Origin of the sequence: Vibrio breoganii, from assembly GCF_001677275.1 — a bacterium.
Taxonomy (GTDB): domain Bacteria; phylum Pseudomonadota; class Gammaproteobacteria; order Enterobacterales; family Vibrionaceae; genus Vibrio; species Vibrio breoganii.
The window spans coordinates 371,062-395,605 of sequence record NZ_CP016178.1; the positions used below are offsets into that span (position 1 = coordinate 371,062).

Annotated in this window: 18 protein-coding genes and 1 riboswitch; of the genes, 14 read left to right on the top strand and 4 right to left on the bottom strand. The window is 47.4% G+C overall.

The features are described from left to right. Window positions 1-189: 189 nt before the first annotated feature. The 11 genes from A6E01_RS14735 (at window position 190) to A6E01_RS14785 (ending at window position 15,953) form a co-directional block, all read left to right on the top strand. Window positions 190-1,266, top strand: coding sequence for an efflux RND transporter periplasmic adaptor subunit (locus A6E01_RS14735; RefSeq protein ID WP_065210556.1), 1,077 nt, complete (start codon window positions 190-192; stop codon window positions 1,264-1,266). Window positions 1,267-1,268: 2 nt separating this feature from the next. Beyond that, window positions 1,269-4,361 (top strand): efflux RND transporter permease subunit, encoded by a 3,093-nt coding sequence (locus A6E01_RS14740; protein WP_065210557.1) that lies wholly within the window; start codon window positions 1,269-1,271, stop codon window positions 4,359-4,361. A 138-nt stretch (window positions 4,362-4,499) separates the two neighbouring features. Further along, complete coding sequence (locus tag A6E01_RS14745; protein ID WP_017027937.1) at window positions 4,500-6,047, top strand: arylsulfatase; 1,548 nt, start codon at window positions 4,500-4,502, stop codon at window positions 6,045-6,047. A gap of 109 nt (window positions 6,048-6,156) precedes the next feature. Continuing rightward, complete coding sequence (locus tag A6E01_RS14750; protein WP_065210558.1) at window positions 6,157-8,424, top strand: multiheme c-type cytochrome; 2,268 nt, start codon at window positions 6,157-6,159, stop codon at window positions 8,422-8,424. Between the two features lie 73 nt (window positions 8,425-8,497). Next, window positions 8,498-9,496 (top strand): AAA family ATPase, encoded by a 999-nt coding sequence (locus A6E01_RS14755; protein WP_065210559.1) that lies wholly within the window; start codon window positions 8,498-8,500, stop codon window positions 9,494-9,496. A 21-nt stretch (window positions 9,497-9,517) separates the two neighbouring features. Next, window positions 9,518-10,462: a DUF58 domain-containing protein gene (locus A6E01_RS14760; RefSeq protein WP_065210560.1), complete on the top strand. Its 945-nt coding sequence runs from the start codon at window positions 9,518-9,520 to the stop codon at window positions 10,460-10,462. Then, complete coding sequence (locus A6E01_RS14765; RefSeq protein WP_065210561.1) at window positions 10,459-11,007, top strand: DUF4381 domain-containing protein; 549 nt, start codon at window positions 10,459-10,461, stop codon at window positions 11,005-11,007. Before A6E01_RS14760 ends, A6E01_RS14765 begins: the two co-directional genes overlap by 4 nt. After that, a complete protein-coding gene (locus tag A6E01_RS14770; protein WP_065210562.1) occupies window positions 11,000-12,043 on the top strand; it encodes a vWA domain-containing protein in 1,044 nt (347 codons plus the stop codon). Before A6E01_RS14765 ends, A6E01_RS14770 begins: the two co-directional genes overlap by 8 nt. Then, window positions 12,036-13,730 (top strand): VWA domain-containing protein, encoded by a 1,695-nt coding sequence (locus tag A6E01_RS14775; RefSeq protein ID WP_065210563.1) that lies wholly within the window; start codon window positions 12,036-12,038, stop codon window positions 13,728-13,730. Before A6E01_RS14770 ends, A6E01_RS14775 begins: the two co-directional genes overlap by 8 nt. Next, on the top strand, window positions 13,720-15,018 hold the full coding sequence (locus A6E01_RS14780) for a BatD family protein (protein WP_065210564.1): 1,299 nt from the start codon (window positions 13,720-13,722) through the stop codon (window positions 15,016-15,018). Before A6E01_RS14775 ends, A6E01_RS14780 begins: the two co-directional genes overlap by 11 nt. A 26-nt stretch (window positions 15,019-15,044) precedes the next feature. Then, window positions 15,045-15,953, top strand: a complete 909-nt coding sequence (locus A6E01_RS14785; RefSeq protein WP_065210565.1) for a LysR family transcriptional regulator — start codon at window positions 15,045-15,047, stop codon at window positions 15,951-15,953. A gap of 335 nt (window positions 15,954-16,288) precedes the next feature. On the opposite strand, the gene A6E01_RS14790 is transcribed toward A6E01_RS14785, so the two are convergent. Next, window positions 16,289-16,609 (bottom strand): hypothetical protein, encoded by a 321-nt coding sequence (locus A6E01_RS14790; RefSeq protein ID WP_065210566.1) that lies wholly within the window; start codon window positions 16,607-16,609, stop codon window positions 16,289-16,291. A 224-nt stretch (window positions 16,610-16,833) separates the two neighbouring features. Beyond that, a riboswitch (TPP riboswitch) is annotated at window positions 16,834-16,932 on the top strand. A 109-nt stretch (window positions 16,933-17,041) separates the two neighbouring features. On the opposite strand from A6E01_RS14790, the gene thiC reads away from it, so the two are divergent. After that, entirely contained in the window at window positions 17,042-18,973 is a 1,932-nt protein-coding gene (gene thiC, locus A6E01_RS14795) for a phosphomethylpyrimidine synthase ThiC (protein WP_065210567.1), read from the top strand. Between the two features lie 212 nt (window positions 18,974-19,185). Here thiC and A6E01_RS14800 read toward each other — a convergent pair whose 3' ends face one another. Both A6E01_RS14800 and A6E01_RS14805 read right to left on the bottom strand, forming a co-directional pair. Then, a complete protein-coding gene (locus tag A6E01_RS14800; RefSeq protein WP_065211019.1) occupies window positions 19,186-20,859 on the bottom strand; it encodes an alkaline phosphatase family protein in 1,674 nt (557 codons plus the stop codon). 49 nt (window positions 20,860-20,908) lie between these two features. Beyond that, on the bottom strand, window positions 20,909-21,694 hold the full coding sequence (locus A6E01_RS14805; RefSeq protein WP_065210568.1) for a formylglycine-generating enzyme family protein: 786 nt from the start codon (window positions 21,692-21,694) through the stop codon (window positions 20,909-20,911). 139 nt (window positions 21,695-21,833) lie between these two features. On the opposite strand from A6E01_RS14805, the gene A6E01_RS14810 reads away from it, so the two are divergent. Next, window positions 21,834-23,165, top strand: coding sequence for an anaerobic sulfatase maturase (locus A6E01_RS14810; protein ID WP_065210569.1), 1,332 nt, complete (start codon window positions 21,834-21,836; stop codon window positions 23,163-23,165). After that, window positions 23,165-24,163 carry a tetratricopeptide repeat protein gene (locus A6E01_RS14815; RefSeq protein WP_065210570.1) on the top strand — a complete coding sequence of 333 codons (999 nt, stop codon included), beginning with the start codon at window positions 23,165-23,167 and terminating at the stop codon, window positions 24,161-24,163. Before A6E01_RS14810 ends, A6E01_RS14815 begins: the two co-directional genes overlap by 1 nt. On the opposite strand, the gene A6E01_RS14820 is transcribed toward A6E01_RS14815, so the two are convergent. Continuing rightward, window positions 24,122-24,418: a hypothetical protein gene (locus A6E01_RS14820; RefSeq protein WP_026026125.1), complete on the bottom strand. Its 297-nt coding sequence runs from the start codon at window positions 24,416-24,418 to the stop codon at window positions 24,122-24,124. The two genes, A6E01_RS14815 and A6E01_RS14820, sit on opposite strands and share 42 nt — an antisense overlap. Window positions 24,419-24,544 lie beyond the last annotated feature (126 nt).

Here is a 24,544-nt window from a genome sequence, read left to right on the forward strand (position 1 = left end):
ATGCTTTGTATATGAGGGGTTCAAGAACCCTAATAACCTGAGGTGCCAGAATCAGTATCATTTTGTAGCAATATTTAACGTCGCGATTTTTGAGATAGGCGTCAAATTATGAGATCAATATTATCTAGTCTCATACACAACAAGTAGAATAGCGCCACATTTCTACACCATTAAGCCTTTCCAAGCACAATGAAAAAATACGCACTGATTGCAGTTATTCTCTCCATCGCGGGGTTCTCTGCATTTTCCCTTCATACGACCGAAAAAGAAGCGCCAACACTGTCGAGCGCTTTGACCGTGGATACGACTTTTGCAGGGCAGGATACCCTTGAGCGTAGCGTTCATATGTTGGGCAATACGTTTGCTCACCAATCCGTCGATATCAAGCCAGAAGAGAAAGGAAAGGTCTCAAAGGTTTTAGTGAAATCGGGAGAGGAAGTTAAGAAAGGACAATTACTATTTTTGCTTGATGATAGACATCAGCGCGCTGTGGTTCAGCGAGAAGCCGCGAGCTTGAAAGAGCTTCAACGCCAACACAGTAATTTGCTGCGACTCTTGCCTAATGGCGCCGTTCCGCAAGGAGATGTGGACGCAGCGCTGGCTAACGTTGAAATGCAAAAGGCTGAGCTAGATCTCGCTAAGGCAACGCTTCAAGATAAGCGAGTCACTGCTCCATTCTCAGGTACATTGGGCCTAGTCGATATTACTATTGGGCAAAATGTAGAAAGCGAGAGCGTATTAACTACGCTTGATGACTCGAGCCATCTTAGATTGAATGTGGCTCTTCCCGCTAAGTATCTGCGTCAACTTAAGGTCGGACAAACCACTAAACTCTCCAGCATCGAAGGGGCGAAGTCTGTAAAGGCTACCCTGACAAGTTTAGATAGCCGAGTAAACAGTCAAACGCAAAACATCCAAGTGCAGTTTCGCATCGACAATGATGAGGCAGACTTAACCCCAGGCAGTCTTGTGCTGGGTGAATTACCGCTGCCGGCGCAAGCCGAAGTCACCGTTCCTTTGCAGTCAGTGGTGTATCGAGGGCATGAGCGCTTTGTGTATGTGGTGCAAGACAGCAAAGTAGAAAAACGTCATGTAGAAAAGCGAATAGTGACACTGGGTGAGCGCACGGGTGAGAAAGTACAAGTCCTTGAGGGGCTGGAGATCGGAGAGGAAATTGTTTATCGCGGAACGGTGAAGCTGCGTGAAAATGCAGAAGTGGAAGTCATTGAAACGGTAGACACTCATTTGCCAAGTGGTGACGTTTAATCATGAAACTGTCCGATTTCGCAATGTATCGCCCAACCTCGGCGATAGTGTTAAACATTCTGTTTATTGTGTTTGGCTTGGTTGGCGCAAGTATGCTGGCCGTTCGAGAAATGCCCGATGTTGAAACGAGTGTGGTTTCCGTGGGTACCTCCTATGGCGGTAGTGCTTCATCCATTGTTGAGAGTCAAATAACTAAGCCTATCGAGGACCAACTTAGCGGTATCGATGGTATTGATTATATTTGGTCCTCTTCATGGGATGGTTGGTCAGGCATCAACATCACCTTCAAGTCTGGCTACGACATGATCCAAGCAGTCAGTGATGTGCGCGATGCCGTAAGCCGAGCACGTGGCAGTCTGCCTGATGATGTTGATGAACCTATTGTGCGCAAGAACAGCAGTGAGGGTGACCCGTTCATGTGGCTCAATCTCACCAGCACTAAGCACGATCGCATCGAATTGAGTGACTATGCACAGCGCATATTAATTGAACGCCTAAGCTTGGTGCCGGGTGTCAGTTCCATCAATACCTCAGGTGTGATTGAGCGCGTGTTGTATGTGGAGATCAACCCAGAAGATCTTGCCGCACGCCAGTTAACCACCACTGACGTGGCGCAAGCACTGCGGGCAGAGAACCTGCAGCTCCCTGCTGGGTATGTAAGGAATGAATCACTGAATGTGGTGGTTCGTTTAGAGCGTCTGTATCAAAAAGCCGAAGACTTTGAGCAGCTACAAATTGCCGAGAAAGACGGTGAATCAGTGCTTTTGAAGGACATAGCCAATGTCTACATAGGTGCCAAAAAAGAGACCACCACCTTTAAAGCCAATAACGTCGATAGTATGGGTCTTGGCATTGTGGCTATGTCTCAAGCAAACCCTTTGACGGTATCGGATTCTGTTCTGGATGAGCTCAAATCACTGCAGCACTTTTTACCCGAAGGGGTTGATCTACAGGTTGATTACGACAGTACTGTCTTTATCCGTGAGGCCATAAAAGAGGTCTACATTACGTTGGCCATTACTGCTGTACTGGTGACGTTAGTGCTGTATCTCTTTTTGGGACGACTCTCGACCACGATTGTCCCTGCGATAACCGTCCCTGTTTCCCTTATTTCGGCATTTTCTGTGGCTTACTTATGTGGTTACTCCATCAATCTCGTCACACTGATGGCCTTGATTCTGGCCATAGGCTTAGTGGTGGATGATGCCATCGTTGTGGTGGAAAACATTGTGCGCCATAGGCGAAACGGTGCGCCTGCTATGGTGGCGGCGTTTAAGGGAACCAAAGAGCTTAACTTTGCGGTAATCGCCACCACACTGGTGTTGATCATGACCTTCCTGCCTTTGATCTTTCTAGAGGGAAAGCTAGGCAATATGTTCGCAGAATTTGCGGTTATCTTATCTGCCGCTGTGGGCTTTTCATCCATCGCCGCCCTTACTCTTGGTCCCGTGCTAAGCGAGCTATTGTTCCGTAAAGAACTTGAAGAGCCTAACCGCGTTTGTTTGGCTGTGGATAAGGGCGTGAGTCGTATCCAGGCTGTTTATCGCAAGAGCTTAGAATCGGTTCTGAAGTGGAAAACCTTCTCTCTATTTGTGCTTATCGTCTGCTCTGCGGGGCTTTACTTTGTCTATCAACAGCAGCAGCGAGCTTTTGCGCCAGTGGAAGACCGAGGTGCGGTGAACGTTTATGTTGGCGGTATAGAAGCCACCAGTTATGAGCGAATGCTTAAGAGTATGGAGCAAATTAACGATCGCTTGATGCCACTTGCCTCAGAAGAAGGTCCTGTGGCCTCGCTTAATTATTCTACACCCGCTTTTGGCACATGGGCAGACCATCAAGGCTTCTTTATTATCCGGCTTAAACACTGGAACGATAGAGAGATGAATGCCACAGAAGTGGTCAATCATATTAAAGAACTGACCCGTGATGTGACTGACGTGCAGGTGTTCCCCTATCAACCTGGCTTTGGTGGAGGAATGGGTGAACCCGTGCAGTTTGTGCTGCAGGGTGAAGAGCATGACGTCATCTATGAGATCGCCAAAGAGCTGGAAAAGTCAGCGGAATCGAGTGGTAAGATGGATGGCATTAAGCTTGATTACAACCCGACCACGCCAGAGATTTTATTGACGGTAAATCGAGAAGTCGCTCGAGACCTGGGTGTCAGTGTTAACGAGATCGCCTCAACCCTAGAAGTGTTACTTGGGGGCGCAACAGAAACCCGCTTTGAAGAGTCTGGTGAAGAGTATGACGTCTACCTTAAGGCCAATGAAGCTCAATTTAACTCTGCGGCGGATCTGAGTAAGGTGTATCTTCGCTCGAAAGAGGGCGAGTTGATCTCTTTAGATATCTTAGTGTCTGTAAATGACGTAGCGTCTGCGCGTGGTCTATTTCATTATCAACGCAAGAAGTCCATTACTCTTAAAGCAAACTTAATGGATGGAGTGACGTTAGGTGGCGCTCTGAATTACCTAGAGCAAAAAGCATCACCGTTACTGCCGCCGGGTTATACCTACGACTACGCGGGAGAGTCTAAAGATTACTACGACAATCAACGTGAAGTGTGGCTTATCTTTGCCTTGTCACTGTTTGTCTCTTACTTGGTGCTTGCCGCGCAGTTCGAAAGTTTTGTGAGTCCAACAATTGTCATGTTAACGGTACCGATAGGATTATTGGGCGGCCTGATTGGTATCTTGTTAGCTGGAGATAGTTTTAATCTCTATTCCCAGCTTGGGATGCTAATGCTCATTGGCATGGCGACCAAAAATGGCATTTTGATCGTAGAGTTTGCCAATCAGCTAAGAGATCGCGGTCAAGACGTTAAACAAGCGATTCTTAATGCATCTGAGCAGCGCCTTCGCCCAATTGTGATGACGGCAATGACCACACTTCTTGGTTCTATACCTATGTTGATTGCGACAGGGGCAGGTTCAGAGACACGCTTTTCTGTGGGTATCGTGATCTTCAGCGGTATGCTGCTCACCACAGTAGTGACCTTGTTTGTCATACCGAGCCTATATCTTTGGATAGGAGGTCATAGCCACTCCCCTGAAGCTCGTGTTAATCAGGTCAATAACTTATTAGCGGAGCACACCTAAAGAAAAGCTGCATCTTGTCGCATATGGTTAATTTTTAGCCTATAACTCAATGGCTAAGCGTATAACTGATGTTGCTTACTGAGCTCAATTTCGAACTCTTCGAGATTGAGCTCTAGGAATACACGACAAGGAGTTTCTATGAAGTCTTTTAAGGGTGCTAAACGCAGGTTAGCTATCATAGCATCGGTACTAATGGGGGTATCGACCGCCACTGTTGCTGCGGATAAACCGAATATCTTGGTTATCTGGGGCGATGATATTGGCCAGTCCAATATCAGTGCGTACACCTTTGGTTTGATGGGCTACAAAACCCCAAATATCGACCGAATTGCGAAAGAAGGCATGATGTTCACTGATTACTACGGCGAGCAGTCGTGTACCGCAGGTCGCTCTACCTTCATTACGGGTCAAAGTGTTCTTCGCACTGGCCTGAGTAAGGTGGGTTTGCCCGGTGCTGATCTTGGCTTACAGGCAGAAGATGTCACCATCGCCGAAGTGCTCAAGCCTATGGGTTACGCCACGGGTCAGTTTGGTAAGAACCACCTTGGCGACAAGGATGAGCACTTGCCAACCGCACATGGCTTTGACGAATTCTTTGGCAACCTCTATCACCTCAATGCAGAGGAAGAGCCTGAGAATATCGATTATCCGAAAGACCCTGAGTTTCGTAAGAAGTTTGGCCCGCGCGGCGTTATAAAATCTTATGCTGATGGCAAGATTGAAGATACAGGGCCACTAACGCGTAAGCGTATGGAAACAGTCGATGATGAGACCTTAGCGGCGGCCATCGATTTCATGGGGCGCTCAGTAAAAGCCGACAAGCCTTTCTTTGTCTGGTGGAATGCCACCCGAATGCACTTTAGAACCCATGTGAAAGCAGAACTCGCTGGTTCCACAGGCATCAGTAACTATGCTGACGGTATGGTCGAACACGATAACCATGTTGGGGAGCTACTGAAAGCGGTCGATGATCTCGGAATCACAGACAACACCATAGTGTTTTACTCAACAGATAATGGACCCCACATGAACACGTGGCCAGATGCGGGCTTAACACCGTTCCGCGGAGAGAAAAACACCAACTGGGAAGGGGCTTATCGTGTTCCTGCAATGGTTCGCTGGCCGGGTAAGATAGAAGCGGGAAGCGTGTCCAATGAGATCATGCATCACATGGATTGGTTACCTACCTTTGCCGCGGCTGCTGGTGATGAAGAAATCAAAGAAAAATTGGTGAAAGGCACCTCTGTTGGTAATACCAAGTACAAGGTTCATCTTGATGGCTATAACTTCTTACCACACCTAACGGGTGAAGAAGAACAGGGTCGCCGAGAAGAGATCTTCTACTTTACCGATGACGGTGATCTTGCCGCTCTTCGTTACAACAAGTGGAAGGTGGTGTTCCTAGAGCAACGCTCCACAGGAACCTTGAACATCTGGGCTGAACCGTTCACACCGCTTCGCGTTCCAAAGATCTTCAACCTAAGAATGGACCCTTACGAGGTTGCCGATAGAACCTCCAATACCTACTACGATTGGATGCTAGACCGCGCCTTTATGCTAGTGCCTGCACAGGCCTACGTAGGCAAGTACTTGGCAACCTTCGAGGAATTTCCTCCAAGACAAAAAGCAGCAAGCTTTAGCTTGGATCAGGTAATGGAAAAACTGCAAACCCCGCAGAATAAATAAAATAAGTTGTAGAAACCTAAGACCAGAGCCATTTATTTGGTTCTGGTCTTTCTTTTTAAGCTATTGTTATTAATAGGAAAATTGAAAGTACGTTCGCTATAAGGGTAGTATGTTGAAACGATTTGGCAGGAAGCTAATTTTGTTCATCGCAACGATGGGGGTTGGGTTAGCTCTAGCAGTTGCGCAGGCTGAAGACTCAGGGTTTGTGGGAAGCAAGGTTTGCCTTGATTGTCATCAGCAGGAGTATCAACAGTGGCTAGGCTCTGATCATGAAATGGCAATGAAACACGCAGATGAAGCGAGTGTATTGGGTGACTTCAATGACGCTAGGTTCGAGTTTGCAGGGGTCGAAAATCGCTTCTTCAAAAAGGGCGAGCAATATTGGGTCAATATTCAAGGTGACGACGGTCAATATCGTGATTATCAGATCAAATATACCTTCGGCTACGATCCTCTTCAGCAATATATGGTTGAGTTTGAGGATGGTCGTGTCCAGTTGATTCCATTTGCTTGGGACTCTCGCTCAAAAGAAGAAGGCGGCCAGCTCTGGTTTCACCTCTATCCAGATCTAACACCCACCGATGAGTTCTACTGGACTAACTCAGGGCAAAATTGGAACTTCATGTGTGCCGATTGCCATTCAACTAATTTAGAAAAGAACTACGACCGTGAAAAAGACACCTACGCCACCACTTGGTCTGAGATCAACGTAGGATGTGAGGCTTGCCATGGAAAAGGCCAAGAGCATATGACCTGGGCAAACGGCGATAGAAGCAGTCAGGCTGCTCATCTGGGGTTTGACCGCGACCTTTCAAAAGCCGTGAAAGAGTGGGTATTTGAAGAAAACATGCCAGCCCTGCAACCTAAGAGCATTCACCCTACCGACCAAATGACCATGTGTGCCCAATGCCACAGCCGTCGTACGCAACTGACCGAAGATGAAGACCATGTACAGGGTAACTTACTCGACCGCTATCGTTTGAGCCTTATTACGCCAGAGCTTTATCATGCGGATGGGCAAATCTTTGATGAGGATTATGTCTATGGCTCTTTTCTCCAATCAAAAATGGCGGAAAAAGGGGTGAGTTGTACTAACTGTCACAACCCGCACACAGCCAAGCTGGAAATCGCCGAAGAGGCGGTGTGTAGCCAGTGCCATTTGCCGACGAACTTCTCACCGGAAAACCATACCTTCCACGACAAAGACTCTGAAGCCTCAAAATGTACCACTTGCCACATGCCTGAGACGACCTATATGCAGGTGGATCCACGACGCGATCATAGCTGGCAGATCCCAAGGCCAGATCTCAGCACCCATTTAGGTACGCCTAATGTGTGCACCTCTTGCCATGAAGACCAAACCAATGAATGGGCATCTGAGTCATTAGCAAAATGGTTCCCCAATTCAAAACATCAAAATCAGCAACACTTCGCAGTGGCATTTTATGCGGCAGAAATTGGCTATCAAGGGGCTGAAGATGCGCTGGCCTATACGGCGCAAGATAATACTCAAAGGGAGATTATCAGGGCCTCTGCCACCAGTCGTTTAGCGCCTTATCAAGGAAAGAACACCACAGTGGCGCTTGCGCGGGCAGTGAAGCATGACAGTGAGTTGATTCGAGTTTCTGCGGTGCAAGGCTCTGCTGGCTTTAAACCAAGAGACCGCTGGCAAATACTCGTGCCATTACTGGAAGACAAAGTACTAGGCGTGCGCACAGAAGCGGCAAGCGCGCTGGTGGTTTACTGGTCTGAGTTAAACGAGCAGCAAAAGCAAGTCCTAGCCAAGCCATTGCAAGAGTACATGGAGATACAAGAATTTAACTCTGACAGAGGCTTTGGGCGGACCAACTTAGGCAACGTCTATCGAGTGCAAGGTGATTATGCACAAGCGATCAAGGAATATAAGGGAGCAATAGCGGTTGAGCCCTATTTTGCCAATAGCTATGTGAATCTTGCCGACCTTTATCGCGTACAAGAAAAAGAGCCACAAGTGTTCTCGACACTTGAACAGGGCATTAAGGCACAGCCAAAATCCGGTGCGTTAAGATACAGCGCAGCATTGTCGTTGTTGCGCCAAGGCAAAAATAGTCAAGCCACTCAATATCTGCAGCAAGCGACAGAGGTTGAGCCCGACAATGCACAGTATTGGTATCTGTATGGCTTGTCGTTGGAATCGACAAGCGTGTCGCAGGCATCAAAAGCACTGGATAAAGCCTTTAGAGTCAGCGGTAACCCTCAGCAACTCTACGCTCGATGCGAGATGTTAGTGAAATACAGCAAAGACTCGAGTATCGAGTTCCAAGCGCGTCAATGCATCACTGAGCTTGAGAAATATGCCCCGCCAGAGGTGATTAAAGGATTGCGAGCTAAGCTATAACGACGAACCTGTATAACCATTAGTTATGTTTATCTTGCGTAGAATAGAGATATTCGATGTTTGAGGATGAATTATGAGTGCGTCACAAGAAGCGGTTGCAGCGTTAGTCTCTCAGGTAGAGCAGTCTGTTGTTGGACAGCGACACGTTGTTGAGTCTTTAGTGTTAGGTTTACTAACTAACGGTCATGTATTGCTAGAGGGACTTCCGGGAACCGCAAAAACCCGCTCAGTGAAGGCACTAGCGGATGCACTGCACTCATCCTTTGGCCGTATTCAATTTACCCCCGACCTGTTGCCCTCGGATGTCACGGGCACTGAGGTCTATCAAGACGTTGCGGATGGTTCGGGCAAGAGTAAGCCACAACTGTACTTTCAGCCAGGTCCTATCTTTAACAGTATTGTGCTGGCGGATGAAATAAACCGCGCACCCGCTAAGGTGCAGGCCGCGCTTCTAGAAGCAATGGCAGAGGGCACCATTACTGTGGGTGACGAGACGCATCAACTGCCTGATTTGTTCATGGTATTGGCGACACAAAACCCCATAGAGCAAGAAGGGACATACCCTTTGCCCGAGGCGCAAATGGACCGTTTTATCTTAAAGGTAACGGTGGATTATCCTGACGATGATGCTGAGATGGACATCATGCGCTTGGTACGCTCTGAAGAGACCTCAAGCAATACTCAATCACAACAACAAAACATAACCTCGATCGATCCCGTGCACGTGCTTAAGGCAAGAGAAGAAATTGCCAAAGTCGAGGTATCGGAGATCGCTGAGCGTTATATCGTTGCCCTAGTCATGGCGACGCGACATCCAGATCGCTACCCTGAATCAAATCTCTCGCGCTGGATTCAAGTTGGCTCAAGCCCACGTGCGACTATTGCTCTTGATAAGTGTTCACGAGCGTATGCTTGGTTAAAAGGAAGAGAGTACGTGCAGCCGGATGATGTTCGAGCAGTTGCTCATGGCGTACTTGGGCACCGACATACTCAAAGTTATGACGCACTGGCAGAAGGGATTTCTGCGAAGCAGATAGTCGATGAGCTTCTTGATACCGTAGCCATCGGCTAGTCGCTTTGCGGAGGTAACACTATGAAATCAGCTCAACGTGAAACCGGTGATGCTCGAATCTATTGTCAATATGCTCGCTTAGTTCAACTGCAAGGGCAGGTGGGTGCTTTCTCCTTTTTACCCCAATTGAAGGCGGGCACTATTTTGTCTGGCCGCCACCAATCCCTGTTTCGTGGCCGTGGATTAAATTTTGAAGAGCTGCGTCACTATCAAAATGGCGATGATATTCGCAACCTTGATTGGAAAGTCACAATGCGCACAGGTAAGCCGCACGTGCGCGCCTACACAGAAGAAAAAGATCGCAACGTTATTTTGTGTGTTGATCAGCGCTCCAGTCTGTTTTTTTCTTCTATCGAGGTAATGAAATCGGTCGTCGCTGCTGAGATTGCGGCTTTGAGTGCTTGGCGAGTGCTTAAGGACAGTGATCGAGTGGGCTTTGTTATCGCAAGGCCGGATAGCGTTGATTGGTACAAGCCGCAGCGAAGCCGCTCCCATTTGTTACATCGACTACATTGCCTTGCCGAAGCTAATCAGTCTCTTAACGTTTCCTCTCAAGATAGTGAATCGGCTTCATTTGGGCAGTTGATGTCAGTCATTACCCGCGTGGCAACCAAAGGCTCTACCGTCATAGTGCTTAGTGATTGGCATGGGGCAAAGGAGTCAGATGTTGATAGGTTGCAGCAGCTTCAGGCCCATAATGATGTGCTAACGGTATTGATCTCTGACCGACTTGAAGAAGAACTTCCTTCTCGCTCTAACTGGGTAATGGGAGACGGTACCCATCAGCTTAATATCAGTGAATCTGCAAAGCTCAAACAAGCGAACCTCGGATTAAAGCAACATCAAGAGCTCAAAAAGAGTCAGCTGGTACGTTTGATGGCCGCAAAAGGGCTGCCTTTGATTCATCTAGATACATCAGGCAATCATCTAGAGCAATTTAAGCGTGGTATGGGAGTACATCGATGACGGTACATACTCCACCGCAAAGTTATATGTTGCGTGATATTGTCGAGGTTGCTGTGGCACCGTCAGTGAGTTGGATGCCGCAAACCATAGGTTGGAAAGTGGTCACTGTCATTGCATCGGCCTTTGCTATCGTTTGGACCTATAAAAGCTTGCAGCGTTGGTGGGGCAACCGATATCGGCGCGAGGCCATAGCCAGTTTGGGTTTACTGTTACAAGCGTGCAAAACCTCACAGGAGGCAGATAAAGCCTATCATCAGCAGATCTCTCAAGATGTGTATAGCGTTTTGAGGACAGTATTGTTGGCGGTTAATCCGCAAACACGATCGTTATATGGGCTGCCTTTTCTGCAATCTCTTGATGCTCAGACTAAGCCTGGCCTTGATGTATTTGCAAGTCAATGGTCGCACTGGCCGCAATCTTTGCTTGTGCAGCAAAACGCCCTTAGCAAGGCGGAACTCTTGGCCTTGATTGCTGATAGTCAGGCATGGGTGAAGCGACACCTTACCCTAGCTCAAACTGTATCCGGGGAGATCAGTAATGCTTGATTCTTCTCTGGAGCTGTTGCATCCCTATTGGTTATTGGCTCTGCCTTTACCGCTGTTGGTGCACTGGCTCATTCCGGCCTATCGCACCAAGCAGTCTGCCATAAAGGTGCCTTTTTTTGGCGTCTTGCTTAAGGCTTTAGGAGAGTTGCCGAGCGAGGGTGCCAGTCAATTACGCCCGTCCTTGTGGCAACGATGCATCTTGGTGATGTCATGGTGTTTAGTGATCTTTGCCTTGTGTAAACCGACGATTCTCGGCGAACCTCAAACACGTGAGCGCTTGGGGCGTGATGTGATGGTCGTCGTGGATTTGTCTGGCTCTATGGCTGAGCAAGACTTCACTTCGCAAACGGGTGACAAAATCTCTAGGCTGGATGCGGTAAAAGAGGTGCTAGAAACCTTCGTCGAATCAAGAAAAGGCGACCGATTAGGGCTTATCTTATTTGGCGATGCGGCCTTCATTCAAACCCCCTTTACTGCTGACCAAACGGTATGGCTAAACCTTTTGCAGCAAACCGATGTTGGGATGGCAGGGGCCAGTACCTATCTGGGTGATGCTATAGGCTTGGCTATTAAGGTGTTTGAAAACAGTGCTCAAGCGAGTGCAGAAGGGGCACGTGAAAAGGTCGCGATTGTGCTAACCGATGGCAATGATACGGGAAGCTTCGTTGAGCCAATCGATGCCGCTAAGGTTGCCAGTGCGAAGGGGGTGAAGATCCATGTGATTGCCATTGGCGATCCCACCACTGTGGGTGAACAGGCCTTGGATATGGACACCATTGCTCGAATTGCTTCAGAAACCGGTGGTGAGGCATTTGAGGCTCTGGATAGAGAAGCTCTGGCCCGAGCGTATGAAGAAATTGGCGAGCTTGAGCCACAGCTCTATGAGAGCTCAACCTATCGCCCTAAAACCAGCGTGCATGCCTACCCAATTATGCTGGTGGTTGCCCTGTATTTGCTGGCCTTCATGGTCAGTACAGTGAAACGAATGGCGAGAACCAATACCAACGAGATACAAGAGGAGAGAACGGATGTTTGATTCTCTTTTGTGGCAACAAGTGTTTACTCAATTTCATTTCATTAGGCCGCTATGGCTCCTTGCTCTTGCCCCACTAATGGCCGTGGTCTATCTGCGTTGGAAGCATGATACCGTTGGCAGTTGGCAAGCCTTGCTGCCAGATCATCTAAGAAAGCCTTTGACCATCGGCGATATGGGGTGGCGAAAGCAACTGCCTCTAAAGTTGCTATTTGTCTCTATGCTAATGGCCATTATTGTCTGCGCAGGGCCTACCTGGCAAAGAGCGCCATCACCTTTTGGTGAAGACAAGGCATCACTACTGATTGCGTTGGATAACAGCCCCTCAATGCTCAACGAGGACTTACCACCTAGTAGGTTAGAGCGTTCAAAGCAGAAGGTGCAGGATCTCTTAGCGCTTCGCGGTGGCGGGCAGACAGGCCTAGTGGTGTATTCGGGCACAGCCCACCTTGCCATGCCAATGACCAAAGACAGTTCTGTTTTCGCTCCTTTCTTAGCCGCCATTGAGCCTAGCATTATGCCTGTCGAGGGAAAGAAAGCGGACAGCATCATAGCGCTTATCGATGAACAATTAGCGAGTGATAAAGCGGGCACCGTACTTCTTATTAGTGATGGTATTACACCAAACAGCCTCGAACCACTTGCCCAATACTTTAATCAAAGTCGACATCAACTGCTTGTTCTAGCCGCAGGCAACCAGCAAGTGCAAAGCAGTAACCCAATGGACCTCAACTCGTTAAAGCAATTAGCGAGTGAAAGCGGTGGAAGCATAGAGGTGATCTCCATTGATGATGCCGATATCAACGCATTAAATCGAAAGATTGAACGTCATATGCAGCTTAACAATGAGTCAGCAATGCCATGGCAAGACATGGGGTATTACTTGCTAGTGCCTATCGCTTTATTGCTGCTGTTTTGGTTTAGAAAGGGTTGGCTGGTTCAATGGGCGCTGCTGTTTTGTATTTTCACGCCTGCTCTGTCTGTGAATAACGCTTATGCATCACTCGAGATGCACAAAGCCGAATCAACAGAGACTCGCATGGAAGTCACGCAGTGGGACAAAGTTTCTCAAATGTGGGCCGATCTATGGCTGACACCAGACCAGCAAGGGCAGTGGCACTTTAATCGACAAAACTATCTTGAGGCGGCGATTCATTATCAAGACCCGCTTCGTAAGGGCATCGCCTATTACTATGCTGGCGAGTTTAAACAGGCTCATGCGCAGTTTCTAAATGCAGACTCAGCCCTGTCACTGTTCTATGCAGGCAATGCGTTGGCGAGACAGCGTGAGTACCTTAAAGCTAGGGATTTGTTCGCCTATCTACTCAAGCAAGAAAAATGGGATTTATCAGAACAACTGACCACGGATGTGGAGCATAACTTGAAAGCGATGCAGGCCATTGTTGATGAGGTGAACCGGCTCAGTGAGAGTCAGGCTGGCACCACTGATGGTCCTGAAGACTCCATGGAGCTTGGCGACAAGCCACAAACAGGGGATGGCGCTGAAGACCAAGCGGTGGCGGCAATGATGCTAAAAGAGACGCTCAATGCCAATGAAATACTGGGCAGTAATGAGCTTGCTGATAAGTGGCTACGTAAGGTGGAGTCCGACCCTAAGTTCTTTTTAAGAGCTAAGTTTCAAATTGAGTTAATTAACCGTCAAAGTGAGGAGCCAAGTCATGCGAAATAACGGTTGGCGTCTTATCTTCATCGCTTTCATGTTTATGGCGTTTTCGACAAGTAGCCTTGCCAATGACATAGCGCAGTTGCAACGCAGTGGCGGGGTGCAGATAAAGAGCTGGTTGAATGATCGTCAAGATATCAAACAACCAGAGCAGGTCACTATCAATGAGCAGCTCACCCTATATATAGAGGTATCGACACCGCGCTGGTTTACCGGCGGGACTCGAATTGGTGGCATTGAAATACCGGATGTCATAGCCAAGCAGCGCTCCCAACTAGCGGTTAATTACGCAGAGAGGCGAAAGGGCGCGACCTGGTCAGTACAGTTATGGGAGGTTGACCTATATCCGCAGAAGAGCGGAGAGTTTGTTATCCCACCGCTTGCGGTGCAGGTACAAGTCTCTATTGATAGCGGCGAGAATGTGAAAGGCAACCTCTACACTGAACCGTTGCGATTTACGGCTAGCCTGCCAAGCGGACTATTGACGGAAGAAACGCTGTGGATTAATAGCCCTAAGGCTGAAATAAGCCAGCAGTGGCAGCAGTCTAATCAAGAACTCAAAGCCGGTGATACCATTACCCGCACCATTAGCGTTGAGGCAACAGATACCTTATCGGTGTTGTTACCTCCAATAATGGCTACCGATAGCGTGAATAGAAGCAATCGCTATCAAGCGTATGCAAAGCCAGTCAGGTTATCGGACACGCAAAATCGAGGTCAGTATCAAGCTCAGAGAGTCGAAGAAGAGGTCTATGTACTGCAAACTGGCGGAGAACTCTCCTTTCCTGAGTACTCCATTTCTTGGTGGGATTCAGACAAAGGTGAGTTGCGTGAATTGAGACTTGAGGGGCAGTCTTTTAAGGTGTCTCATACCTTCTCTTCATGGGTGCGCTATTATAAAGATAACTTACTGATTACATTGTTTGTTTTTATCTCAGTTATTGGGTTTTATTTGGCGTTAAAACGCTATTATAACAGCCAACCTAAGCCTGCTTGGTGGCTGTTTGTTCAAGAATTGAAGTTAGGTAATGAACAGCGAATCCGTGCCTGTTTGTATGCGCGATTACGCTCTCAATCGGGTGACTTACAATTGAGTGCATTGTCGAGCAGTGCTGATTGGCAAATACTAGCGAAGCAAATTCAACACGAGAAAATTTCTTTTATTAAGGGATGTTCTCTATGGCGAGAAATAGGAAGACTGGCTAATCAAAAAAATGAGCAAAGGAAATCGCATTATCTCGCTTTGCCCCAATTAGCGAGGCTAAATGAGCGCTACAAAGGCCCTAAATCTTAGCTTTGGGGTAAACACAATAGGAACCTATGAAAAGTACTGAGCTAAATTTAATCCCTTTCTTTGTCGCAGTGTACGAAGAAAGCAGTATGTCTAAAGCCGCCAATCGTCTTGGGGTCAGCCAGCCTGCGGTCAGTAAGTCTTTAAAGCGCCTACGAGAGATTTATGACGATCCTTTGTTCCACAGAAGCCCAACAGGGGTCACGCCTACGACCTTTGCTGAGGACATCTATCCTGCATTGTCTGCATCGTTTAAGAACTTCACTTCTACTCTATCCGCGACTCGGGATTTCGATCCCAAGATATCGGAGCGCATTTTTTCAATAGCCTGCATGACGCCCATTGCTTATCAGTTGATGCCTGAACTTTTACTTAAGATTAAGTCAAAAGCACCCAACATAGACCTTGAGGTACACCCTCTATTTACGGAGGATCATGAATCAGATTTGCGTTTGCAACGATATGACTTGGTGATTGATATGAAGCCACTAGAAAGAACCTCTCTTAAGGTCGCTAAATTGGGCAGAGAATCAATAAAAGTAATCGCTCGACAGGAGCATCCAAGGCTATCTGGAGAGATAACAGTAGACGAGTTCTTGCAAGAGGGGCATGTTGCAGTATCACGTTGGAAAAGCCGAAGTGCGATACTATCTAACCACCACTTTCAAGATCTCAACAAACGAAGGATTGTTTATCGTTCTCCTGGGGTATTAGAGATGCTGCCGGTGGTATGTAAAACGGATTACATCGCTCTTTTCCCTGCCTCAGCCATTGATACTATGGCAAAGCACTATCCAATTCAGAGTTTAGAGACCCCATTTCTAGATATTTCTGAAGATATTTGCATGCTTTGGCACCCAAGTAGAACCACAGAAAATGGCCATAAATGGTTACGAAGCCAAGTGCAGTCAGTGTCAAAGGTGATCTTTAAAGATTAGCGTGATGAAGAGAAAAGGCCCACTTGGTATTATCACTCCATAGGGCCTGCTGACCTTTTGCGGTTGAATTTTGCTTGGCCAGAAGCCATTTAATCAAGGCGAGTGGCTTGCCGCCTAGTCATCTAAGCAAAAGTCGCTTAACGACGAGTAAATGGCTTCTGGCCGAGCCCTTCGGGTAGCGTTTGTTGGGCACTTCTACCGCGTTAGTCCCTTTTCATGTGGAACCACCACACCTAAAAGTGACTGCCTTGTATAAATACCCAACAATTCGCTACAAAAACAACCTCAAAAGGTCAGCAGGCCCTTAAATACCAAGAGGGTCGTTAGTCTATATGTTATAGGCTATGCCAGCGTTTACCCGCTTCGAATCCTACGAGCGACGACATACGTTCTAGATATGTCGATGGAGTGCACTGGGTGTTTTCTTGCGCTTCAGTGAACTGGTTGAAAAAAGATTTGTAGATGGTGAACATATCTTCGTTTGTACCAGTAATCGCTTCTTCTCTAGCTAGCTTTCTCGCTTTTTGAGTCAGGTAGCTCTCAATTACGCTTGATTCGCCACGCAGTAAAGCGTGTTTGTTGATCCAGCCTAACTCGCCATTTGCGATGTCAGTAGCGATAGAGCTTTTAAGCAATGATAGTTTGGATGTATCCATTGATGCATTCCCACTTAGTAATAATCAAAAGACCACTTTCTCAGTATGACTGGTCATATTTTATGATCAACAGTCTTGAAAAAGATCGGCGCATCCTAGATCCAGAAAGGCAATCCGTCTACAAAAATCACACTAATTTACATTTATACCCATAAAGTAGTATGCGATTGATTTAGCAGAGTAATCTGCATCTTTTCTTCGTCGAAAAGGGATTGTATACTCGAAAATACTTGTCGGAGTGCCATAAGGCTGAGACCGTTAACTCGGGATCCGTTGAACCTGATCAGGCTAATACCTGCGAAGGGAACAAGAGTAGAGATCACACCACCACAGATCTCTATCCCCAGATCATAGCTCTATCTGAGTTATGGTCTTTCTTGTTGCATCCATCCGCCAAGCATTTGATAACCCTTAATTAATAGGAAAAATGCTATGTCGACACGTAAACAAGCAAGGCTAGACGCGAAACACTTTATTGATTCTTTGTCTGTTGAGCCATACCCCAATTCCACTAAGTGTTATATCCAGGGACTGCGCGCTGATATTCAGGTGCCAGTTCGTGAAATCGCCCTTGCAGACAGTCTAGTGGGAGGCACTAAAGATGTGCCTATTTTCCAGCCCAATGAACCCATCCATGTCTATGACACCTCCGGTGTATATACAGACCCAAAACACGCCATTGATCTTTATAGCGGATTGCCAAAACTAAGAGAGCAGTGGATAGAAGAGCGCGGTGATACTGCGTTATTGGATGAGGTGAGCTCTGTGTATACGAAGTCTCGCTTGCAAGACGACACCCTTGATGATCTGCGCTACGGCAATCTGCCACGTATTCGTCGAGCAAACGAGAATCAGTGTGTCACCCAGCTTCACTATGCTCGAAAAGGCATTATTACCCCTGAAATGGAGTACATCGCTATTCGAGAGAATATGGGCAGGCAGAAATTTGCGGATGAACAGTTAAACCATCAACATCCGGGGCATAACTTTGGCGCAAACCTACCTAAAGAGATCACCCCTGAATTTGTTCGAAGGGAAGTGGCTGAAGGACGCGCGATCATCCCTTCTAACATCAACCACCCAGAAGCTGAGCCTATGATCATCGGTCGCAATTTCTTGGTTAAGGTGAACGCCAATATAGGAAACTCGTCGGTCAGCTCATCCATTGAAGAAGAGGTTGAGAAACTGGTGTGGTCGACCCGCTGGGGCGCCGATACGGTGATGGACTTATCCACTGGACGAAACATTCATGAGACTCGTGAGTGGATACTGCGAAATAGCCCAGTTCCTATTGGCACAGTGCCAATGTATCAAGCATTGGAAAAGGTTAATGGCGTTGCCGAGAATCTGAATTGGGAGGTGATGCGAGACACCTTGATTGAGCAAGCCGAGCAGGGCGTGGATTACTTCACCATACACGCAGGCTTGTTATTGCGTTATGTGCCAATGACAGCGAAACGCGTCACTGGCATTGTCTCTCGCGGTGGCTCCATCATTGCTAAGTGGTGTTTGGCCCACCATCAAGAAAGCTTTCTATACACACACTTTAGAGAGATCTGTGAGATCTGCGCCAAATATGACGTGGCATTATCGTTAGGAGATGGCCTGCGCCCAGGCTCAATCGCGGATGCTAATGACGAAGCGCAGTTTGCTGAACTGCGCACGTTAGGAGAGCTAACTAAGGTGGCTTGGGAATATGACGTACAGGTGATCATCGAAGGCCCAGGCCATGTGCCTATGCATATGATTCAAGAGAACATGCAAGAGCAACTTGAGCACTGTCATGAAGCGCCGTTTTACACGCTAGGCCCGCTGACCACAGATATCGCACCGGGTTACGACCATATTACCTCGGGGATTGGTGCCGCTTTGATCGGTTGGTATGGCTGCGCCATGCTTTGCTATGTCACACCGAAAGAGCATTTAGGTTTGCCTAACAAGGAAGACGTTAAAACCGGTCTCATCACCTATAAACTGGCCGCGCATGCAGCGGATCTGGCAAAAGGACACCCTGGTGCTCAGATACGTGACAATGCCTTGTCTAAAGCGCGCTTTGAGTTCCGCTGGGAGGATCAATTTAACCTCTCGCTAGACCCAGATACTGCGCGCGCCTTTCATGATGAAACCCTGCCTCAAGAGTCGGGCAAGGTCGCACACTTCTGCTCTATGTGTGGCCCCAAGTTCTGTTCCATGAAGATCTCCCAAGAGGTGCGAGAGTATGCCAAGGATACAAAACAAGTAGCCGAAGACCAGAGGTTAGAGATTAAGATGCTAGATGATCCGCTAGAGGGCATGCGTCAAAAGTCGCAAGAGTTTCTAGAGACTGGAGCGGAGCTTTATCATCCAAAAGAGACGGTTAGTTAGACTGGGTAGATAAGAAAAAGGCAGCTCTTTTAAAGGAGCCGCCTTTTTTTTGCAGTGCTTAGATCTCCGATAGGAGCACTCGGAGATGACGGTTGTGACTCTTATGACTCATGTTATGTGTAAAAGGTCCCCGATAAAATCACTCGGGGACGACGGCAATTAACTTAAAGAGCAACTGAACTAGAGGCCAATAGTTACAAATGAAAGCCAGGTTAGTTGGCGTTGACCACCTCTTTCAACACATCACCCGTAGTGCCACTTGGCGGAGTAATGCCGAGTACATTCGATAGTGTTGGAGCGATATCATAGGGTGTCACGGCGCGCTCTACCTTTTGCGGTTTGGTATTGAAACCTGCAAAGATCACTGGCACATAAGTATCGTAGCTCCATGGAGAGCCGTGAGTCGAAGCCACAGTCAGACCATCCATATCATTGATATAGGTGCGAGGTGCAAACACTAGATACACATCACCAGAGCGGTTAGGTTGATAATTATTACTCACTAACTGGTTAATATGGGTATTGGCTAAACGTCCTGCCGCCACGTCTGAACTGGTTACCGCATAGGCAACCCCATCAATCTTCATCGCTTCTTCTGCAATCACCGCTTGCAGTTCAGCAAGGTTGATCTTCTTCTCTCTCACCACGTCATGGTTTAAATACACATACGGCTGAGCATACAGTCGGAAGATCTCTTCACCCACACCAAACTCATTTTTAAGTCTTTGCTTGAGATTGTCGGTAAGCAGTGTCGTCTTGTCGAAATACTGTGCACGCTTCAGGCCTAAAGAGGCTGCAACGGTCGAGGATTCGGGCGCACCATGGTCTGCGGAAAGCACAATCAAGGTGTTGTCCAAGCCAACATGATGGTCGATGTCTTCAAACAAAGCTTTCAGCGTTCTATCCAAACGGATCAGGTTATCCTCTGCCTCTAAGCTTGAAGGGCCATACAAATGCAAAACATAGTCGTTAGAGGAAAAACTGACCGCCAAGTAGTCGGTCACATCTCGAGAGCCCAGTTTCTCTTGCTGTAGTAAGGTTTTGGTAAAATCCGCAGTGAGCTCATCGCCAGCAGGACTGACGGTTAGCATGGTTGAATAATACTGGAAGCTTGCCGGCCCATAGGGGTGTGGAAAGGTTCGTTGAAAACCGGCCAGATCAAACTTTTGCTCTTGAGAGACTTCTTCTAGGGTGTATTTTTCTCTGTCCAGTGCCAGTTCCCAGCGCTTACCTGAGTACCGTGCAGGAATATCCTTTTCGTTCCAACGCTCTACCCACGCAGGATATGCGTCGTAGTAGTAGTCACTGGTGACAAAATCAGAGGTCGCCTTAGAAAACCAAAACGCTTTACCGGTATGTCCCGCTAGAGAAATTGCGCCGCGGTCCTTAATAGAGACGCCAAATACCTTGGATTGGCCACTATTTGATACAGTGAGTTCATCACTGAAGGTGGACACCAGTATTGGGGTTGGGGAGCGGCCATCTTTGGTGGCAGCACGCTGTGTCGGATCAATCTCGGTGGATTTATTCACATCAGCGCCACTGGTCAGCAAGCTGTAGTCGCCATCTTCTACGTTATAGATCAGACGTTCTAGACTGCGGTCATACCAAACATTACCCACCATGCCATGTACTGAGGGGGGAGCACCTGTGGCAAGCGATACGTGGCCTACAATGGTCTCGGTGTTTCCGTGTTGATAGTGAGCATTGGTGTAATACACCCCTTGATCCATGAGGTAACGAAAGCCACCCTCGCCAAAGTTGTGTTTATAGCGTTCTAATAGGTCTCCACGTAAGCCATCTACAGTAATCTGTAGCACAAGCTTAGGTTTGCTCTCTGCAGAGAAAGCGGGAGAACTGATAAGGCCAAGACCGATCAGGCTCATCGCACAATAGCGTTTTATCATTAGGGCATGTGTCCTTGTTATAAATGAATTAGCGCGCGTCCCGTACTAGACGCAGTCCCATATCCGACATAATTATAGACTGGCTAGCAAAGTCTCTTCGGTAGTTTTCAGATTCATTGTCGGCATAGGAAAAACTGCCACCGCGAACTGACTTATGGGCAAGGCCAATATTGGTATCTTGTGCATTACTTGGATTGTGCGTTGGTGAACTGCGATAAAATGTCGCTTCGTAGGCATCGATAGTGAATTCGCCTACATTGCCTGTCATGTCATACAGTCCTAGTTCATTAGGCTTTTTCTGGCCAACGCGGTGTGCTCGATTGTTAGCGTTGCCTGCATGCCATGCGACCTCATCGATGTTGTTTGATCCACTATAGGTATAACCCTTCGATTGATTGCCACCACGCGCGGCAAACTCCCACTCGGCCTCAGTGGGCAAGCGGTATTTTTGACCTGTGATTTCATTGAGTTTTTCGATGAAGTAGTTCGCTTGCTGCCAACTCAAGTTATTCACTGGAATTTGAGGGTCTTTAAAGAAGCTTCTTGAATGGCCCATCACCTCTTCAAATAAAGACTGTGTGACCTCGAACTTAGAGATATAGAAGCTATCAACATTCACTTGGTGAGCGGGTTGTTCTGAGGCTTTGGCATCATCAGCGTCGGACCCCATGACATAAGCGCCACCGTCAACGAATACCATGTCGGCTTCGATCTGAGTGGTCAGAGGGTGAGGTTCAAATAGTGAGCATCCTGTCATTGTTAACACTAGCGTCCATGCTAATAAAGGGCGAAAATTCGTCAAACGCAGGGTCATATTTGGTCTCTGTCAAAAAATGAGACATTAGTTTAACAATTCCCAATTTTCCAAATGGTTATATGCGCAATAACAAGCCTTTGATATAACCAAAAGTTAAAATAAGGCTGTTTTTGGCATCCAAGATAACGGTATCGATATGTTGTTGACTCAAGGCCCGCAATTTAACGGCAAACCCTCAAAGCGAATGCATGTAATGGCGAAACCCATTGGTGCTGCGTGCAATATTGATTGCAATTACTGCTATTACCTAAGCAAGCAAGACCTGCTGGACTACAAGAAGGGGTGCTCTCCAGAGATGAGTGAGCGCGACCTTGAGCAATACATTAAGCAGTATATCGAGGCTCAAAACACGCCGGAGATTATCTTTTCATGGCAGGGCGGAGAGCCGACGTTATTAGGGCTTCCTTACTTCGAAAAGATCGTTGAACTGCAGAAAAAATATCAGCCTGTTGGCGTAAGCATCTCAAACGATTTGCAAACCAATGGCACCTTGCTGAACGCAAAATGGTGTCAGTTTTTAAAAGAGAATAACTTTTTGGTGGGCCTGAGTATTGACGGCCCAGCCATGTATCACGACGCCTATCGAACCAACAAAGCCGGTCGCGGTACACACAAACAAGTTATGGAAGCGGTGAAACTGCTCCATGAATACCAAGTGAGTTTTGCTACGCTGACCTGTATCAATAACCTTACCAGCCGTAACCCTTTAGAGGTTTATCGATTCTTGCGTGACGAAGTAAAGTCCCCGCAAATGCAGTTCATCCCCATTGTTGAACAAAAAACATTCCGCGATACCGCACCTCAGACATGGGAAGAGCAGCAACAACCGCGTCAAGGTGATAAACGTCTGATCCCGGGCTCAAAAAACTCTGTGATGGAGTCTTGGTGCGTATCGGATGAGGCATGGGGCAACTTTCTGATTGCGGTATTTGATGAGTGGGCGAGCCGTGATGTCGGTAAGGTGTTTGTGCAATATTTCGAAGCCTTTGTTGAGACTTGGATGGGGCGCAGAAACCCATTATGCACATTAGGTGAGTTTTGCGGTAAGGGTTTGGCGATGGAGCCAACGGGTGACGTATTCGCTTGCGACCATTATGTTTATCCAGAGTATAAAATTGGCAATATTCACGTCGATAAGTTGGATGATTTGGCGTTCTCTAGCAAACAGCAGAGCTTTGGGTTTAATAAAACTAAGAGTCTGACAGAGCAGTGCAACACATGTGATTATAAGTTTGCCTGCTTTGGTGAGTGTCCAAAGAATCGCTTTATTCGCACCCGCTCTGGTGAGCCCGGGCTCAATTACCTTTGTGCTGGCTGGCACAAATTTTATAAACATGCGGACCGTTCAATTGCACATTTACTGCGAGTCATGGGCTACCCCGTCGCACATGGCAAGTTTAGCGATAAGATCGTAAGAGAGGCCATGTCTCAACCTCAGCCAAGCAATACCTTTGGTGCCAAGTTTTGATGAGTGTAAGAACGAACATCCTTATTACCGTAATTGCGATGATGGCCTTGCTCTTAATTTCTCCATCTTCTAGCGCTGCCAATCGAACGGTAGAGCAGTTGTCATATATCGCACAGGACAAAAACAACGAACGCTCTGAGCGTATTAACGCATTAGAGCAGTTGACCAGTTTTCCAAGTCAAAGTGCCCTTATCGCAATCGCTCGCGGGCTTAAGGATAATCATCATGATATTCGTGAGGCTTCCGTTAAAGCGTCAGCGCCGTATCAATTGACTCACCGCTGGCGTTTACTGTCACCCCTGATGGACGATTTAGTCTTAGATGTAAGAATGGCGGTCGCTGAAAATCTTGTGGTCGATTACGCAGAATTGAACGCGGTTCAAAGGCAGCAATTTGATCCCTTGTTTGATGATTGGGCGTCTACCTTGATTCTTGAGGATACCCAAGCCTCGATGATGGCTTTAGCTCAAGGCTACCTGCATATTTGTGACTATAAGGCGGCAAGGGATGTCTATGGAAAATTGATAGAACGCTCTAAGGGTGGGGTTGATGCGTGGATAGGTATTGCTGAAAGCTATCGCCTTAATAAGCAAGATGATGAGGCGTTAACGGTGCTCAATGATGGGCTAGTTGCTTTCCCTAACGAGCCAAGATTATTGTACGCAAAGTCTCTGACGCTGGTGCGATTAGATGAGCCAAAGCTAGCTGCGAAAAGCATGGATAGTGCAGCAAAGCTTGCCGAAACCAATAGTCAGTATTGGTATGTTAACGGCGTGCTTCAAGAGGCTTATGATCAGAAACTGGCGCTAGATTCATTGAAAAAAGCCTATGAGATCTCAGAGCAGCCAGAGCAGTTGTATGCGATATGTGACTTTAAGATCCGCCATTCGGACAATAAAGCGGAGGTATGCGTGATGCAGCTAGAAAAAGTCGCTCCGCCACATGTTGTTGCTAATCTACGGAGTCGAATTGAGCAAGGGGACGTTGTTACGCACTAACGCTCTTCTTACGTTCTTGCACAGCTTGCCAAAGCGCCTAATGTCATCAAAGTTGGGCGCAGTGCCATCTGAGATATAGTGCTCCCAGTAGCTAAGCTCGGTATCAACCAGCTCCATGAGTTTTTTAGGGCAGCCCACACAATCAGTCCCGGTACCGCAGACAAAGGTTTCATCTTCATACAGAGGCAGCTCAAGCTTCACTTGCTCAATTATGTTGTGCATTGCAGTAAGGCGGTCAGGTTTGCGAGCGAGCATGGTCAATCTTTATACTAATGAAAGCGCTATCATAATACAAATAGGCTTGTGGTGTAGAGATATTTCAATAAAAAAAGGTCTGCACTTTCTCTTTCAAAGTGCAGACCTTTAAGTTCAATGGGAGTT

What these genes read in the sequence shown, in the direction of transcription:
- A6E01_RS14735 (WP_065210556.1), top strand. Translation starts at nt 190, where the DNA reads ATGAAAAAATACGCACTGATTGCAGTTATTCTCTCCATCGCGGGGTTC.
- A6E01_RS14740 (WP_065210557.1), top strand. Translation starts at nt 1,269, where the DNA reads ATGAAACTGTCCGATTTCGCAATGTATCGCCCAACCTCGGCGATAGTG.
- A6E01_RS14745 (WP_017027937.1), top strand. Translation starts at nt 4,500, where the DNA reads ATGAAGTCTTTTAAGGGTGCTAAACGCAGGTTAGCTATCATAGCATCG.
- A6E01_RS14750 (WP_065210558.1), top strand. Translation starts at nt 6,157, where the DNA reads ATGTTGAAACGATTTGGCAGGAAGCTAATTTTGTTCATCGCAACGATG.
- A6E01_RS14755 (WP_065210559.1), top strand. Translation starts at nt 8,498, where the DNA reads ATGAGTGCGTCACAAGAAGCGGTTGCAGCGTTAGTCTCTCAGGTAGAG.
- A6E01_RS14760 (WP_065210560.1), top strand. Translation starts at nt 9,518, where the DNA reads ATGAAATCAGCTCAACGTGAAACCGGTGATGCTCGAATCTATTGTCAA.
- A6E01_RS14765 (WP_065210561.1), top strand. Translation starts at nt 10,459, where the DNA reads ATGACGGTACATACTCCACCGCAAAGTTATATGTTGCGTGATATTGTC.
- A6E01_RS14770 (WP_065210562.1), top strand. Translation starts at nt 11,000, where the DNA reads ATGCTTGATTCTTCTCTGGAGCTGTTGCATCCCTATTGGTTATTGGCT.
- A6E01_RS14775 (WP_065210563.1), top strand. Translation starts at nt 12,036, where the DNA reads ATGTTTGATTCTCTTTTGTGGCAACAAGTGTTTACTCAATTTCATTTC.
- A6E01_RS14780 (WP_065210564.1), top strand. Translation starts at nt 13,720, where the DNA reads ATGCGAAATAACGGTTGGCGTCTTATCTTCATCGCTTTCATGTTTATG.
- A6E01_RS14785 (WP_065210565.1), top strand. Translation starts at nt 15,045, where the DNA reads ATGAAAAGTACTGAGCTAAATTTAATCCCTTTCTTTGTCGCAGTGTAC.
- A6E01_RS14790 (WP_065210566.1), bottom strand. Translation starts at nt 16,609, where the DNA reads ATGGATACATCCAAACTATCATTGCTTAAAAGCTCTATCGCTACTGAC.
- thiC (WP_065210567.1), top strand. Translation starts at nt 17,042, where the DNA reads ATGTCGACACGTAAACAAGCAAGGCTAGACGCGAAACACTTTATTGAT.
- A6E01_RS14800 (WP_065211019.1), bottom strand. Translation starts at nt 20,859, where the DNA reads ATGAGCCTGATCGGTCTTGGCCTTATCAGTTCTCCCGCTTTCTCTGCA.
- A6E01_RS14805 (WP_065210568.1), bottom strand. Translation starts at nt 21,694, where the DNA reads ATGACCCTGCGTTTGACGAATTTTCGCCCTTTATTAGCATGGACGCTA.
- A6E01_RS14810 (WP_065210569.1), top strand. Translation starts at nt 21,834, where the DNA reads ATGTTGTTGACTCAAGGCCCGCAATTTAACGGCAAACCCTCAAAGCGA.
- A6E01_RS14815 (WP_065210570.1), top strand. Translation starts at nt 23,165, where the DNA reads ATGAGTGTAAGAACGAACATCCTTATTACCGTAATTGCGATGATGGCC.
- A6E01_RS14820 (WP_026026125.1), bottom strand. Translation starts at nt 24,418, where the DNA reads ATGCTCGCTCGCAAACCTGACCGCCTTACTGCAATGCACAACATAATT.